10 protein-coding genes are annotated in these 14,716 nt (G+C 50.8%); 6 read left to right on the top strand and 4 right to left on the bottom strand.

What is annotated here, in order from left to right:
* Nucleotides 1-39 precede the first annotated feature (39 nt).
* Together B7988_RS01830 and B7988_RS01825 are read left to right on the top strand one after the other, a co-directional pair.
* Nucleotides 40-1,575: a carbon starvation CstA family protein gene (locus tag B7988_RS01830; RefSeq protein ID WP_073323228.1), complete on the top strand. Its 1,536-nt coding sequence runs from the start codon at nt 40-42 to the stop codon at nt 1,573-1,575.
* Entirely contained in the window at nt 1,576-3,717 is a 2,142-nt protein-coding gene (locus tag B7988_RS01825) for an ATP-dependent RecD-like DNA helicase (RefSeq protein ID WP_088656623.1), read from the top strand.
* Between the two features lie 30 nt (nt 3,718-3,747).
* On the opposite strand, the gene B7988_RS01820 is transcribed toward B7988_RS01825, so the two are convergent.
* The 3 genes from B7988_RS01820 to B7988_RS01810 all read right to left on the bottom strand — a co-directional run bounded on the left by B7988_RS01820 (nt 3,748) and on the right by B7988_RS01810 (nt 9,252).
* The gene (locus B7988_RS01820; protein WP_088656622.1) at nt 3,748-5,868 is read right to left on the bottom strand and encodes an FISUMP domain-containing protein; all 2,121 of its coding nucleotides are present in this window, start codon (nt 5,866-5,868) and stop codon (nt 3,748-3,750) included.
* A gap of 15 nt (nt 5,869-5,883) precedes the next feature.
* Entirely contained in the window at nt 5,884-8,001 is a 2,118-nt protein-coding gene (locus B7988_RS14805) for a fibrobacter succinogenes major paralogous domain-containing protein (protein ID WP_170930509.1), read from the bottom strand.
* A gap of 186 nt (nt 8,002-8,187) precedes the next feature.
* Nucleotides 8,188-9,252 carry a branched-chain amino acid aminotransferase gene (locus tag B7988_RS01810; RefSeq protein ID WP_073323236.1) on the bottom strand — a complete coding sequence of 355 codons (1,065 nt, stop codon included), beginning with the start codon at nt 9,250-9,252 and terminating at the stop codon, nt 8,188-8,190.
* A 159-nt stretch (nt 9,253-9,411) separates the two neighbouring features.
* Here B7988_RS01810 and B7988_RS01805 point away from each other — a divergent pair, with 159 nt between their 5' ends.
* From B7988_RS01805 to B7988_RS01795, 3 genes are all read left to right on the top strand, one after another.
* Nucleotides 9,412-10,446, top strand: a complete 1,035-nt coding sequence (locus B7988_RS01805) for a radical SAM protein (RefSeq protein WP_088656788.1) — start codon at nt 9,412-9,414, stop codon at nt 10,444-10,446.
* Nucleotides 10,447-10,850: 404 nt separating this feature from the next.
* Nucleotides 10,851-12,665 (top strand): BatD family protein, encoded by a 1,815-nt coding sequence (locus tag B7988_RS01800; RefSeq protein WP_088656621.1) that lies wholly within the window; start codon nt 10,851-10,853, stop codon nt 12,663-12,665.
* Between the two features lie 5 nt (nt 12,666-12,670).
* Nucleotides 12,671-13,441, top strand: a complete 771-nt coding sequence (locus B7988_RS01795; protein WP_088656620.1) for a tetratricopeptide repeat protein — start codon at nt 12,671-12,673, stop codon at nt 13,439-13,441.
* 5 nt (nt 13,442-13,446) lie between these two features.
* On the opposite strand, the gene B7988_RS01790 is transcribed toward B7988_RS01795, so the two are convergent.
* Nucleotides 13,447-14,196, bottom strand: coding sequence for a phosphatase PAP2 family protein (locus B7988_RS01790; RefSeq protein WP_088656619.1), 750 nt, complete (start codon nt 14,194-14,196; stop codon nt 13,447-13,449).
* Between the two features lie 79 nt (nt 14,197-14,275).
* Between B7988_RS01790 and B7988_RS01785 the strand changes: the two genes are divergently transcribed.
* Nucleotides 14,276-14,686 (top strand): very short patch repair endonuclease, encoded by a 411-nt coding sequence (locus tag B7988_RS01785; protein ID WP_249268796.1) that lies wholly within the window; start codon nt 14,276-14,278, stop codon nt 14,684-14,686.
* The last annotated feature ends 30 nt before the right edge of the window (nt 14,687-14,716 follow it).

The raw sequence follows: 14,716 nt of genomic DNA, 5'->3' as shown, positions 1-14,716 counted from the left end.
AAACTTTCTACTTTTAACTTAAAACAAAGAAGGCATCACATGATTACATTCCTGATCGGTATCGCGATTCTTATCGGCGGATACTTTACTTACGGAAAATTCGTTGAACATGTCTTCGGCCCCGACGACCGCAAGACTCCCGCCCTCGAAAACCCGGATGGCGTTGACCGCGTTCCCATGGCGCACTGGAAAAACGTCCTTATCCAGCTTTTGAACATTGCAGGCATCGGTCCTGTGATTGGCGTGATTTTGGGCATCAAGTTCGGCGCCATCGTGTTCATTCTGCTGCCTATCGGCAACGTGCTTGGCGGCGCCGTGCACGACTATTTTAGCGGCATGGTCAGCATGCGCAACAACGGCTACAACGTGCCGGCACTTTCCCGCAAGTTCCTGGGCAAGGGTCCAGCCAAGGTCGTGATGACGCTTATTTCGGTCGCCCTGATTTTGGTGGGCGCCGTCTTCACCAACACGCCTGCAGCCCTTATCAACACCCCGATTCTTGCTGGTTCTGCCGTATCGCCCACCTTGTTCTGGGTCGCGGTCGCCTGCATTTTCGTCTACTACTTTGCGAGCACCTTCTTCCCCATCGATAAAATTATCGGACGTATCTACCCAATTTTCGGTGCACTCCTGATTCTTGCCTCCCTCGCCATTTTCGTGGGAATCGTCCCGAACCTGAACGTACTCGACGAATTCTGCTTTAGCGACATCATGAGCAACTTCCACAAGCATCCGGCTGGCCAGCCGATTATCCCGATGCTTTTCGTGACGATTGCTTGCGGTATCATTAGCGGTTTCCACAGCACGCAGAGCCCGCTTGTCGCCCGCACCGAAGTCACCGAAAGAACAGGCCGTCAGACCTTCTACGGCATGATGATTATCGAAGGCCTGATCGGCATGGTCTGGGCCGCCGGCGGCATGTTCATTTACCACCAGATGCCGGAACTCCTGACTGGCGCTTCGGGCGTCAAGGTCTTGAGCGTCCTCGTTTCTACCGTGATTCCCTGGGCTCCGATTTCGATTCTCGTTGTCGTGGGCGTGATTGTCCTTGCTATCACCAGTGGCGACACTAGCCTTAGAAGCCTACGCCTCACGATTGCAGAACTCACCGGCATGGAACAGACCTCCATTCGCAACCGTCTGCTTCTTACTGTGCCTATGTTCGCCATTTGCGCCATCATCATCTTCTGGAGCAATCTGAACCCCGAAGGATTCAACATCCTGTGGAATTACTTCAGCTGGAGCAACCAACTCATGGCCGTGTGCAGCCTTTGTGTGGCCACGGTTTACCTGCGCAGCAAAAAGAAGAACTTCTGGATTGCACTCATTCCGTGCATGTTCATGACCTTCATTACTTGCGACTATATTCTTTGGGTGAGCCCCGAAAACCTGAAGGGTGCTCCGCTGGGCTTCGGTCTCGACTACAAGACCGCCCTTGTGATTGCCCTGCACGACGCCGTCATTCTCGGATTCCTGCTTTGCACTAGGGGCAAGACGCTCACCAAGATGGAAGGTTTCGATCCTGACCGCTGGAACCCCGAACTGGACGAAGGCAAGGTCCCCAAAGCTCAATAAATGGTTCTCGAAGGTTCCGTCAAGTCCATTACCTTTCATAGTCCGCAGAACGGCTTCACCGTGCTGCGGCTTATTGATAGCAACACCAAGAAGGTGGTGGTCGTTACGGGCACCTTGCCTGAACTTTCCGTAGGCGAAAATCTGCGCTTCGAAGGAGACTGGGGACGCCACCCTAAATTCGGCGAACAGTTCCAGGCCAAGCATTTCGAAATCGTCGAAACGCAAAGCAATAATCTGGAAGCCTACCTCGGCAGCGGGCTTTTCCCAGGGATAGGCCCCAAGACGGCTAAGGCCATCGTCGAAACTTTCGACGACGAACTTCGCGATATTCTGGACTACGAGCCGGACCGTTTCCGAGCCAAGAAAATCAAGGGACTTTCGGCCGCGAAGGTAGAACAGTTCCTCGCCAGCTGGCAAGAAAATCGCCACAGCCGCGAAACCTTATTGTTCCTGTACAATCACGAGATCACGGGCAGCGTTGCAAAAAAGCTGTGGATGAAATTCGGGCAGGACACCATCAGCAAAATCCGCGAAAACCCCTACATTCTCTGCGAAGAAATCTGGGGAATCGGATTCTTGAAAGCCGACGAAATCGCAATGAAAGTCGGCATCCCCAAAGACAGCCCCATGCGCCTGCAAGAGGCGATTCTTTACTCGCTGCAAGAGGCTTCACTTTCGGACGGTCACTGTTACTTGCCGAGCAACGATTTAATCGGCCGCACGCTCAAGAATTTGCGCATCGATGTCACCGACGACGACGCGATTCAAAATCTATTGGATCAGTTCAAACGCATTTGCGAAGCGGGCCGCATCAAGCGCCACGGCGATGATTGTTTCTTTCCGCCGCTCGACAATGCGGAGCAGAAAATCGCCGAAATCATCAAGCGCAGACTTAACGAAAACGAGTTGCCCACTTACGGTTTCGAGCGCGAACTCGTCGACTGGGAACGCGAACACAAGTTCAGTTTTCACCCTGTGCAGCGCGAAGCGATTCGCCTAGCGACCGCACACAAGATTTGTATCATTACCGGCGGCCCAGGCACCGGCAAGACGACGATTCTCAAGGGAATCCTTCACCTCGCCCGCAAAATGGGCGAAAACATTCTGCTCGCCGCCCCTACGGGCCGCGCGGCCAAGCGCATGGGCGACTGCTGCGGCGAAAAGGCCTACACCATTCACCGCCTGCTCGATGTCGACCCCGTCACCAAAAAATTCAACAAGAACGAATTCAACAAGCTTGACTGCAACTTGCTGATTGTCGACGAATTCAGTATGGTTGACACCTGGCTTGCGGCCTCGCTCCTCGACGCCGTGCCCGAAACGGCCCGCATCGTCTTTGTAGGCGATGCCGACCAGCTCCCGAGCGTGGGCCCGGGCAACGTCCTCAACGATCTGCTGCAGTGTCCGCGCATTCCAAGTGTGCGCCTGCAGCACATCTTTAGGCAATCCGGCGACAACGACATCGCCGACAAGGCCGCTAAAATCAATCAGGGCATAACGCCCGCCCCGATCGAAGGCCCGAACTTCCACTTTGTCCCGTTCGAAACGCCCGAAGAAGCCAAGCTCCACTTACAGCGACTCATCGCCACCGGCGTGCGTAGCAAAATCGACATCGACCTTAAATCCGACTTGCAGATTCTTGTCCCCATGCGCAAAGGTCCGCTTGGCATCATTGAGCTGAACCCGTTCCTACAAGACCTCTTGAACCCGGGCGTTCCGCGCCACAAGATGGTCGGCATCGGCTGGAGCGTGGGCGACCGCGTCATGCAAATCAAGAACAACTACGACAAGAACGTCTTTAACGGCGACGTCGGAATCGTCTACAGCATCTACAAAGAAAAGCGGAAAATCGCCGTCTTCTTCGACGACAAGCTCATCACCTACCAAGACGACGAACTCGACGAACTGCAACTCGCCTACGCCTGCACCATCCACAAGAGCCAGGGCAGCGAATACCCCGCCGTCATCGTGATTCTCGACTCCAGCCACTACGTGATGTTGCAACGCAACTTAATCTACACGGCAATTACCCGCGCGAAAGGCCACGTGTGGATTCTCTCTGCTCCCGGCGCCTTCCACCAGGCCGTCCGCAACAACCGCAGCACCCGCCGCTACACCCGCCTTAAAGAACGCTTGGGATGATTGAGGTGCGAGGCATTTTACGCCGTTCGGCTATTCCGCATCCTTGAGGCAACGGACAGGAAGTAAAGCTTCATTAGGATCATTGACAGCACCTCCCTTGCCAGAAAAGGACGTCCTCCCCCATAGCTGAATGGACAAGACGTATCCATCGCTAGAGAAGAAAAACGCGCTATAGCCGCTGTAACTGAAAAAATCTCCATAATGCGATTCAACTAACGCTCCTCCAGTAGGCACCGCAGAAAATCCATAGGCATCTGAACCGCTGTAATCATTCGTCCAACCACTGATAGACCTGAGCTCATTGCTAGCTTTATCTATTCCACCCACGGTCGTAAGCAAAATTTCAAATTCTTCCTTTTTAGGCAAGTGCCAACCACTGGGGCAAACGGTATCCGCCACAGACAAACTGTACAATCGTCCCCCAGCTTCACAGGTTACAGGCGCATCTTCGTAACAACGGCTAATGTCATCATTAGGGCCGGCGTAATTCAGATTTTCGGCCATCCAGACCTGGTCTCCGATTTTCACGGTCTTGTACTTTTTACCGTCACGATCGTCCGTCATGGTTCCATAATCAATATCCGGATTAAAACGGAATTCCTTCGGCACATCATAGCTCCAGTCCTTCAAATTAGTCCAACCATTCACCGTACAGTAAAAGCTCCCGGTAACGCTATCAGCCCTTTCAATGATCCGGCCAACATCTCCAGCTTCACATTTTTCATCGCGCCTAACGAAATCTACATCCACCGCTTTCCGCCAACTTGGGGGTTCGCCAGGTGCCGCACCATTATTATACCAAAGAATAGCATCAGGGCAACTATCGCAATAGTAATAGGCTCCATCTTTAGGACTTTTGCTAATTTCTCCACGGCGCTTAAAAGTACAGCCATCGAGCATAAGTGTACGATCTTCTTCGTTAGCGTCCACCCAGCGACCAAGAATTTCGTCGAACTTTTCTACATCACCCCTGTCACCTTCACGCAACTGGCCATCAAACCCAGAAGCAGGGACTTCCTCTTGTTTAGGTTCATCTACAGGTCCATCTATACACGACCCCCTGAGCCAAGTCCAAATTTTCGATTTCTTGCAATAAAAGCAAATGTCGGAGTCATAAATTGAACTATTCTTATTATTGACATGCCTTGCCACAGAGTCTGTACTATAAGCAGGATAAGCAGGACAAAAACCAATGTCATAAATTCTAGACCAGAAATCATTTATACGCTTTATATAGTCTTGACTACTCGGAAGAGAACCTATTTTCCAACCCAAGATATCCCGGTAGATTGCATCAAGTTTTCCTTCAAAATATTTATTTTGCGCTTCATCCGCAATTTTTGCTTTGGCAATTTCGTCATTCCATTTACCGTCTTCCTTGATGTCAGCTGCAAAATCCTTCAAGAATTCCGCTAATTTGCTTTCGCCACCATAGCATAGCGAGAGTACACTAACAGCGAGCAACTCTGCACTTCCCTTATCGCCGGCAATACTCATGTCTACAAAACTTGCAAACGAGCCCATAATGTAAAACGCGCTTAAGACATCAACCTCGGCCAGTATCTTAGCTGAAAAAAATTTGAGTCCTTGTTCGAGCAGATAAAAGACGCGATCCTGTTCCAAGTGCGTAAGCACATTGACATTCACCGTATCATGGTCGCTCAGGTCGGCGAGTGCGTTCAAGGTAATATTACTGCCCGAAACTTCGAAAAGGACATAAGGGCTCGACAAGGTCACTCCTGGCACAACAAACGAGCCGTCTTTATCTGACTGAACTTTTCCTTCAAAATATTTTCCAGTTTGGGCAAAGGTTTTTGCATCCAGTTCGTAAATCTTGACTTTGGTTCCAGCGCGGAACGGTCCCTTCTGGGCAACACCGTAAATCGTCTTGTCCTTGATGACTGCTGCAGGCACGGAGTCTGTCGCCGAAGAATCCGGTTCGCGCGCCGAACTACTCGAGACATTCTCTTTGGCAGACGAAATACCCTTGCTGCTAGACGACAACTTTACCTTAGCGCTGCTGCTGGAGGATATTTCTTCTATATCTTCTACAGACGAGTCGATAGACGTTTCCACTACCAAATCGTCGTTCCCGCAAGCAACAAGCAAGACAACAATGCTTAACAAGACATGCCATTTTGTATAAACCATAATCACCTCCGTCGATTATTTCGCATCCTTGAGGCAACGAACAGAAAATTCCGATTCCTTGGAGTCATAATGAGGAACGCCTTCCTCATAATCGTATACTACAGAGGCTTCATCCGTTCCCAACAGCATCACGTACACGTATCTTTCATTGTATTCAGTTGAAGTCAAGAAAAACGCAAAACTGCCAGCAAGGTTGTATTCAGGCATGCGGTATGAATAAATATGCTTTCCTCCTGCAGGCACCGCAGAAAAACCGACCACATCTAGGCCTTGAGTCCAGCTCGTGTATTCATTCTTCCAACCGCTGGTAGCCTTGAACATATCGGCAAGACTGTATTGCGCCTTGTCATATTTGTCATACACTCGTTTTACAGCAGAGAACAATGTTTCGAACTCTTTCTTTGATGGCAAATGCCAGCCTTCGGGACAAACATCCCTTGCCACATCCCATTTATAAAGGCGCCCTCCCGTTTCGCAGTTTTCAGAGACATCATCGTAGCAATGCCCTATCCCGTCACCCGCATAATTCAAGTTTTCTGCCATCCAGGTCTGGTTACCAATCTTTACAGTCCTATACGTCTTGCCGTCACGTTTGTCTGTCATGGATCCATAATCAATATCTGGATAAAAACGGTATTCCTTCGGCACATCAAAACTCCATGCCATAAAATCCACCCAACCATTCGCGGAACAGTAATATCTATTTGTGACGGTATCTATTCCGGCAATAATCCGGCCAAAGTCTTCACTATCGCATTTATTATCTCGCTTAATGAAATCTATTTCCCGCGCTCTCTTCCAATCGTATCCATCTATTCCTACTTCAGAATCCATATAATACGCGCAAACATAATAGGTTTTATCCCTGGGATTCAAGCCAATTTCGCCTTCACGCTTATGCGTACATCCATTGAGCATAAGGGTAACATAGTCATAGCTTACATAATCCGCTATTATCCACGCCTTTAAGTCTTCGTCATACTTATATATACGACCCGTCGAGTCGCCTTTCTGTAGTTCCCCATCAGTTCCTGCAGCCCATCCATACGTATCTACAGTTGAGTAATCAGCACGAAAAAACGCGCCACCTCGGCAAATATCCCATGAATTGTTGCCTGTGCGAATAAAAGCACCTTCATCTTTACATTCTACATTGCATTTGCTCCAACCTCGAAAGCCACACAACATCTTCTTTATATACTTTCCAAATTTCGGAACAGGACCGCTTTTCCAACCCATAATATTATTATGGATTCGTTCTACAATCTGCACATCGTAATCAAACCTGGTTCCAACATTGTATCTAGTGGTTTCGTCATTCCATGTACCATCCTTCCTAAAATCATTCCCAAAAGTGTCCAGGAACATAATCAAATAATTCTCGTTACGGCCAACAAGAACGCTAGTAGCAAGCAAAGCAGCACTTTCTTCGCTATCGCCAAAAATATTTATGTCTTCAAAATTTTCAAATTCGCGACCAAAATAAAACGCTTTGGAAACTTCGGACTCGGCCTGTTTCTTGGCAGCAGCAAAGTCCATCCCCTTCCCGAACAGGAAAAGAATACGTTCATACGTCATATGCGTAAGCAAGTTGACATTCACCTTTTCGCGTTCATCAAGATTGGCTAGAGCACGCAAGGTGATTTCATCGCTAGACTCTTCACCTATCACCTCATGAGGGAACTTGCCTGCCAGCTCATTACGGAACTTGCCTGTCACCTCAAAAAGAGCATACGGGCTCGTCAATTCCACATTCGACACCTTGAACCCACCATCACCAACTGAATCGACTTCTCCAGAAAAAAACTTTCCCGTTTTAGTCAAAGTTTTTTCATCCAATTCGTAAAGTTTGACAGTGGACCCGGCGACGAACGGCCCCTTCTGGGCAACACCGGAAATAGTCCTGCCTTTTTCTTCCTCCGCAAATTCCGAACTACTTGAAGAATTTTCTTCGGCAGACGAATACACCGCGCTACTGGACGAAGACTCGACCCTACCACTACTGCTAGAAGAATCTTCGATATCTTCAACAGCCGCATCGAAAGACGTTTCAATGACCAAATCACTGTCGTCCCCACAAGCGGCGAGCATGACTACAAAGCCTAGAAAAACAAACCATTTAATACAAGCCATAGACAGCCCCTTCATAGCCCAAGCGCATTATTTACCAATATATATTATTTGATGTAGAAACGCAATTATCGCAATCACAAAAAATTCCCGCAGATTTCTCCGCGGGAAATTTTCAAATTCGCTCATACCTCGAAGCGAGTCGAAGACGAGCGACCTCATCGCTCAAAGCGACGGAGTCGCGACCTACTACAGTTCCACCACTTCAGTCCAGCCGAACGGGTCGGGTGCTTCACCGAACTGGATAGCGGTGTACTTCGTGAAGAGTTCCGTGCAGACCGGGCCCGGATTCTTGCCGTCACCGTAGGTGAATTCCTTGCCGGCAACCGGATCCACGATCTTCTTGATCGGGGTAATCACGGCGGCGGTACCGCATTCGGCAGTTTCGGAGAATTCAGCGAGTTCTTCGAACGGAACCTGGCGGCGTTCCACAGTGTAGCCGAGGTGTTCAGCCAGCTGCTGCAAACTCTTGTTGGTGATAGACGGCAAAATGGATTCGGACTTCGGGGTCACGTAGGTCTTGCCCTTGATACCGAAGAAGTTTGCCGGACCACATTCGTCGATGTACTTCTTTTCCTTCGCATCCAGGTAGATGGTGCTGGAGTAGCCGAGTTTCTTGGCTTCGGCGAGGGAAAGCAAGCTGGCAGCGTAGTTACCGCCGACCTTCACCGTACCCGTACCCTGCGGAGCGGCGCGGTCGAAGTTGCGGCTGATCATCATGTCGACCGGCTTGAACCCGTCCTTGAAGTACGGACCCACCGGAGTCACGAACATCATGAGCAAGTATTCATCAGCAGGCTTCACGCCCACTTCCGGGCTCATACCGATGAGGAGCGGACGAATATAGAGCGTTGCACCGTAGCCATACGGCGGAACAAAGCGCTTGTTGGCCTTCACCACGGTGTGGACCATTTCGCGGAACAATTCAACAGGCGGCACAGCCATGAGTACGCGGTTCGCGGTATTCTGCATGCGCTTGGCGTTTTCGTCGACGCGGAAAATACGGACCTTGCCGTCCTTGCCCGTGTAAGCCTTGAGGCCTTCAAAACCTTCCTGGCCGTAATGCAAGCAAGTAGCGGCCATGTGGATGCTAATGTCCTTGGAAGATGACAGCTCAATCTTGCCCCACTGACCATTGCGGTAGTAGCAGCGTACATTGTAATCGGTGTCATAATAACCGAAGGGGAGCGTCTTCCAATCGACAGTATTCAAATCAACTTGCATAGTATTCACCTTTTTTTGCAATTTGTGCATTTTTAAAGGTATCGTTCGGTACCGAAAGAAAAATACAATTATCGCAGGGATTTTGGCTCGCAACTTTCAAAAAAAAAGCCCTTTTGACGTACAAAGGGGGCGATGCTCCCAATTAAGTACATAGAAAAGAACGGCCACTTTTTTCTATCTTACTCAGCGATGAATTCCCTTTTGCAAAAAGCAATCGAAGGCAACCGCCTCTCCCCCGCCGAAGCACTCGACATTCTGAAGAACGCCCCGTGGACCGAGGTCGCCCAGGCCGCCAACACCGTGCGCCACCGGATCAATCCGGGCAACAAGGTGGGCTATACGGCTTTTCGCATTGTGAATTACACGAATGTCTGCGAAATCACTTGCAGCTTTTGCAGCTTTTGCCGCCCGGCGCATAATCCAGAAGCCTACGTGCTTAGTTTGGACGAAATCCGAAAGAAAACGCTCGAAGCGAAGGCCAAAGGAGCCGACCAGATTTTTTTGCAAGGTGGCGTGAACAAGGATATTCCGCTTGAATACTACACCGATGTTCTGAAAATGCTTACGCAAGAACTCGACGTGAAAGTTCGCGGTTTTTCGCCGGTGGAGCTCGTGCGCATCGCCGAATTCAACGGAATCACGCTCGACGAGCTGCTAGATATTCTTAAAGAGGCGGGCCTGAGTTCTGTGCCGGGTGCCGGCGCCGAGATTCTCTCCGACCGTATGCGTCAAATCCTGAGCCCGAAAAAATTGCCCGCCCAAGTCTGGTGCGACACGCTCGCCACCTGCCACAAGAAGGGGCTCCCCGGTAGCGCAAACATCGTCTTCGGTAGCGTCGAGACGCCCGAAGAAATCATCGAGCACCTGGAATACGTGCGCAAGACTCAGGACATCGCGCACGGATTCAAGAGTTTTGTGGTTTGGACATTCCAGCCGCAGACAGACAAGTTCCCGATCCGCCACGTGCGCGGCGACGAATACCTCAAGCTCCTGGCACTTTCGCGCCTGTACCTCGACAACATCCCGCACATCGAAGTTTCGCTCCTTGGCATGGGACTCTCGCTCGGCGAACTCGGCCTACATAGCGGCGCCGACGACATCAACAGCATCGTCATCGAAGAAAACGTGCTCCAGAACCACGGCCTCACCAGCATCGAGCAAGCCGAAGATTTCATCAAAAACGCCGGTTTTACCCCCTACCGCCGTAGTCTTAACTTTGATTAAGGCAAAAAAAACACCGGTCAGCCTATTCAGCTTAACCGGTAATCACCAGAGAGAGAATTCTAAAAAAAATAGCCAGGCGGCGAATTAAGCGCGCTTGGCGTACTTCTTGAAGCTCTTGATCAGCAGGGCAGCGAGAATGCAGTACATATTATCCTTCCATCCTTTTTTTTCGACGTTTTATCGCCATTTTTTAACAGCGCGCCAAATTTAACAAAAATTTACTAACGCGTCAAGGGGAAATAATATATATTCCGCAACTTTTTTTAAAAGCCCCCCCCCTTTGGAGGATAGGGCGTTGCGGGATGTGCCCGCAGAGGGGGTAGCGAAAGACGAAGGCTGTAGCGAGGGGGAGACCTCCCCCCTTTTCTTTGTTTTTCAGGCTAAAATTTGGTATTTTTGGGGGCATGAAACGAATTATTTTATTTTGCCTAGCCGCTGCCCTGTGCGCACAAGCACGGCCGTCCCTGCAAGTGGATCGGGAACGAGTGGAATCGGGCAAGACCTTTGGACTCCAGCTTGTATTCCCGTTAGCAGAACTTCCTGAAAACCGTAGCGATTTACAAATCGAGACTGCCAACGGTTTTTCGCTCGTCAAGCTCGACAGCGCCGACCAGGTGATTCGCCCCAGCATGGAAGACATGTTCAATTCGTTTTTCAGTGGCGGGAGTCGCGGCGGTTACAAGGCACGCGTTTACACCTTTAATCTAAAAGCGCCCAAAAAGACGGGCAGACTCAGCGTCGGTCAGATTTTCTTGACCATCGACGGCCAAAAACGCAACCTCACCGGCGACATTCCCATCAGCATTCAGCGTGCCTACACCGATGACGCCCTGGCCGTAAGCCTTACCCCGAGCAAGAAGTCCGTTTACGAGGGCGAACAGTTCAGCGTAACGCTCGGATTCCACACCTACGAGCACTTTGAAGGCGGCCTGCAGGCCACCGACATGAACACGGGCGACGACTTTATCGTTCACCGCAGCGACCTAGCCAACATGAAGTTCGAACCGGTTGACGGCAGCCGTCGCGAAATGCAGGCTAGCGCCAAGTTCGCCTGGTTAGCCTCCACCAAGAGCGGAAACCTGCAAATTCCGCCGTTCAAGTTCAAGTACACCAAGCGCGGCGAACCCAAGGTGGTCGAAGAAAACAAGCAAATGGGCGGCATGACATTCTCGAGCAGAAGCGTCAAGCAGGAATCTGTAGAAACCGAAACCCAAACCCCTGCTATTAATATTACCGTAAAGCCGCTACCTACCGAGGGCAAACCAGCCAACTTTAGCGGTATGGTAGGCAACTACAGCTTTAACGCCGACTTTGACCGCACAAGCCTCAAGGTCGGCGAAGCCATGACGCTCACCATCAACATCAAGGGCGACGGCCTGCCAGGTTCCATTACCGACCCCAAGCTCCCCGACTTTGGCGAATTCCGCTCGGTGCCCCCCGAAAACGAAATCAACAAGAAGGTGGTTGGCAACAAGGTGATTACGACCAAGAACATTCGCGTGTTCCTGTACCCCAAAAAGAAGGGCGAATTCACCATTCCCGAAATTACTTATTCCTGGTTCAACCCGAGCAAAAAGGCTTACGAAACCGCCAAGGCGGGCCCCTGGAACGTCGTGGTCGAAAAGGGTGAAGCCGCTGCCGAAGCCATATTCCAGGCGCCGGTCGCCCAAGGCCCCGCCGCCGTGCAAAAGCAAGAAATTGAATCGCTCGGTTCCGACATCCGCTTTATCCATAAGGTGAACGATGCCAGCAACACGACCGCCCCCTACAAAAGCATTGTTTACTGGGTGATTTTTGCCGCCGCGATTCCGTTCTACCTGATTGTCACCTTTGCCGTGCGCAGTCGCCGCAAGCACAACAGTGACGCCGCTCTGGTGCGTAAGGGCAAGGCCGACAAGATGCTCAAGGTCCGATTTGCAAACGCCCGCGAAGCCTTAAAGAAGGGCGACGCCAAGGCGCTTTATGCAGCCCTCGAAAACGGCCTCATCGATTACCTGAGCGACAAGACCAACCTGGAATTCAAGGGCATGACCAGAGCGCAAATGAACGAAGAACTCGAAAAGCTCGGCGTCAAGAACGAAACCATTACGGCTATCGACAGCTGGCTTGACAAGTGCGCATTCGCCAGATTTGCTCCGGTGAACCCGACCAAGGACGAGCAGCAACAAATGCTCAAAGACGTCGAAAAATTGTGCGAATTAGTAGGAAGCAGGAAGTAGGAAGTATGAAGTTGAAAGTCTTTCTTTTTTCTCTTATCGTCTTGATTGTTGGCACAGCAAGCTCTTTTGCCGCGGAACATTGCAACGGAATCGAATCCGGCGTCGTCTATTATAACGAAGGCGAATTCGAGCGAGCCATTGACGAATGGCGCACCTGCATTGACAACGGCACCGAAAATTCAGACCTTTACTACAACTTGGGCAATGCCTACTTTAGGGAAGGCAAGATCGGCTTTGCCATTTATTATTACAAGTCGGCTCTGCGCCTCGCCCCCAACAACGACGACATCATTCACAACCTCAAGTACGCGCAGGCCATGACCCGCGACAAGGTTGAAGAAGACGGCGAAGAAAACCCGCTTCTCTCCGGCCTGTTCAAAGCCCACCACGCACTTTCATTAAGGACTCAGATGTGGGTGTTGCTCGGAATTTTCTGGGCTATTGCACTTGCCGCCATCGCAAGGCGCATCAGTCGCAGTGGCAGAACCAAGAACGTGCTAATCGGCACCATGTTTGCTTTATCTAGCGTTTTCTGCATTATCGCGATGAGTGCCGGCTACAAGATTTTTGTCGCCGAGACCAACATCGAAGGCGTCGTAACCGCAAAAGATGCCGACGTGACAAGCGCCCCGAACAACAAGTCGCAAACGCTGAACACGCTTTCTGAAGGCACTACCTTCGAGGTGCTTTCGGAACAGGGTGGATTCGTCGAAATCCGTCTCGGTGAAAAAATCCGCGGCTTCGTCAAGACGAGCGACGTCGGAATCGTGAAGTAGAAAAACTACTTCGCCTTCTTGCTGCCCTTCGCGGCGGAAAGCTTCTTGAATTCTGCCTGGGCCTTGCGCATGTCGGCCATAAAGGCCTCGTTTGTATGCAGGCTCGGGTAAGCACCCGAAACAAGCACCTTGGAGGCATCCACGTCGCTCTGCCAGTGGAACCCGGCAATCACGCGGCTCTGGCCCCATTCGTATGCGTATTTCAACAAGGCATCCTGAGCAGACGGGTTCACCTCAATCAGCAACATAGCCATAGACCATGCACGTACGGTATGCCCCGACGGGTAAGAACCATTCGTTCTCAGGCGTTCTTCTTCGGACGGAACCAGGGTCGGTTCGTTAAAGCGGTCGTAAGGGCGACGCCTCATGTAATGCCTCTTGGGAAGGCTCCCCACCTGCTTAAGCGTCCGGATTCCTCGTTCGAGCAGGTTCATGATGGCGGGAGTCTTCTTTGCCGAAATTTCCATGCCGAAGGGTTCGCTGAACATCTTGGCCATCTCTTCAACCGTTTCTACCGCCTGGGCTACGGCCAGGGCCGCACGCGCGGAATCGGCACGCATCTTTTTACCCCAAATGTACTGCGACATATCGTACATGAACTGCGGAGACATAGTATCCGGGGGCGCCGGGTAGAAGTTCAGTGCGTTCGGGAGCGCATCTGCTTCCACGTAAGGTTTGACATCTGCAGCGAAACTGCAAAGCGACGCGCAACAAAAGGCGACTACGATAAAAACTTTCTTGATAAGATTGTTCATGCGATGAATATAAATAAAAAAGATTATCTTTTCAAATGCTAATCCCATGAAAAAATGCCGTCGTAAAAAACACGCTCCCATGAACCGTTCGCAAATGATGCAGGCGGTCCATTCGGAAGACACCCGGCCCGAACTGCTTGTGCGGCGGGCGCTGTTTAAGGCGGGGCTGCGTTACAGGCTGCATAGGCACGATTTGCCCGGCTCGCCAGACCTGTTTATCCTCAAATACGGCGTGGTTGTATTTATAAACGGCTGCTTCTGGCACCAGCACGGCTGCAAGTTCACGAGCCGCCCCAAAAGCAATCCTGAATTCTGGAACGAAAAATTCACGAACAATATGGTGCGCGACATCAAGACGAACTGGAAACTTTCGCTACAAGGCTACCGCGTTGCAACCATTTGGGAATGTTCCATCAAGAACGACTTTGACCGTACCATCGAGCGCCTCAAGGCATTTATCACAAGCGACGAAGAAAGCATCGAGATTTGAACCATTAGTCGGAAAATAGATTATCTTTTT

The sequence above is a fragment of the Fibrobacter sp. UWB1 genome (assembly GCF_002210325.1).
Classification (GTDB): domain Bacteria; phylum Fibrobacterota; class Fibrobacteria; order Fibrobacterales; family Fibrobacteraceae; genus Fibrobacter.
This window is presented reverse-complemented; position numbering and strand designations above follow the sequence as displayed.

What these genes read in the sequence shown, in the direction of transcription:
- B7988_RS01785 (WP_249268796.1), top strand. Translation starts at nt 14,276, where the DNA reads ATGAACCGTTCGCAAATGATGCAGGCGGTCCATTCGGAAGACACCCGG.
- B7988_RS01825 (WP_088656623.1), top strand. Translation starts at nt 1,576, where the DNA reads ATGGTTCTCGAAGGTTCCGTCAAGTCCATTACCTTTCATAGTCCGCAG.
- B7988_RS01830 (WP_073323228.1), top strand. Translation starts at nt 40, where the DNA reads ATGATTACATTCCTGATCGGTATCGCGATTCTTATCGGCGGATACTTT.
- B7988_RS01790 (WP_088656619.1), bottom strand. Translation starts at nt 14,196, where the DNA reads ATGAACAATCTTATCAAGAAAGTTTTTATCGTAGTCGCCTTTTGTTGC.
- B7988_RS01805 (WP_088656788.1), top strand. Translation starts at nt 9,412, where the DNA reads ATGAATTCCCTTTTGCAAAAAGCAATCGAAGGCAACCGCCTCTCCCCC.
- B7988_RS01810 (WP_073323236.1), bottom strand. Translation starts at nt 9,252, where the DNA reads ATGCACAAATTGCAAAAAAAGGTGAATACTATGCAAGTTGATTTGAAT.
- B7988_RS01800 (WP_088656621.1), top strand. Translation starts at nt 10,851, where the DNA reads ATGAAACGAATTATTTTATTTTGCCTAGCCGCTGCCCTGTGCGCACAA.
- B7988_RS14805 (WP_170930509.1), bottom strand. Translation starts at nt 8,001, where the DNA reads ATGGCTTGTATTAAATGGTTTGTTTTTCTAGGCTTTGTAGTCATGCTC.
- B7988_RS01820 (WP_088656622.1), bottom strand. Translation starts at nt 5,868, where the DNA reads ATGGTTTATACAAAATGGCATGTCTTGTTAAGCATTGTTGTCTTGCTT.
- B7988_RS01795 (WP_088656620.1), top strand. Translation starts at nt 12,671, where the DNA reads ATGAAGTTGAAAGTCTTTCTTTTTTCTCTTATCGTCTTGATTGTTGGC.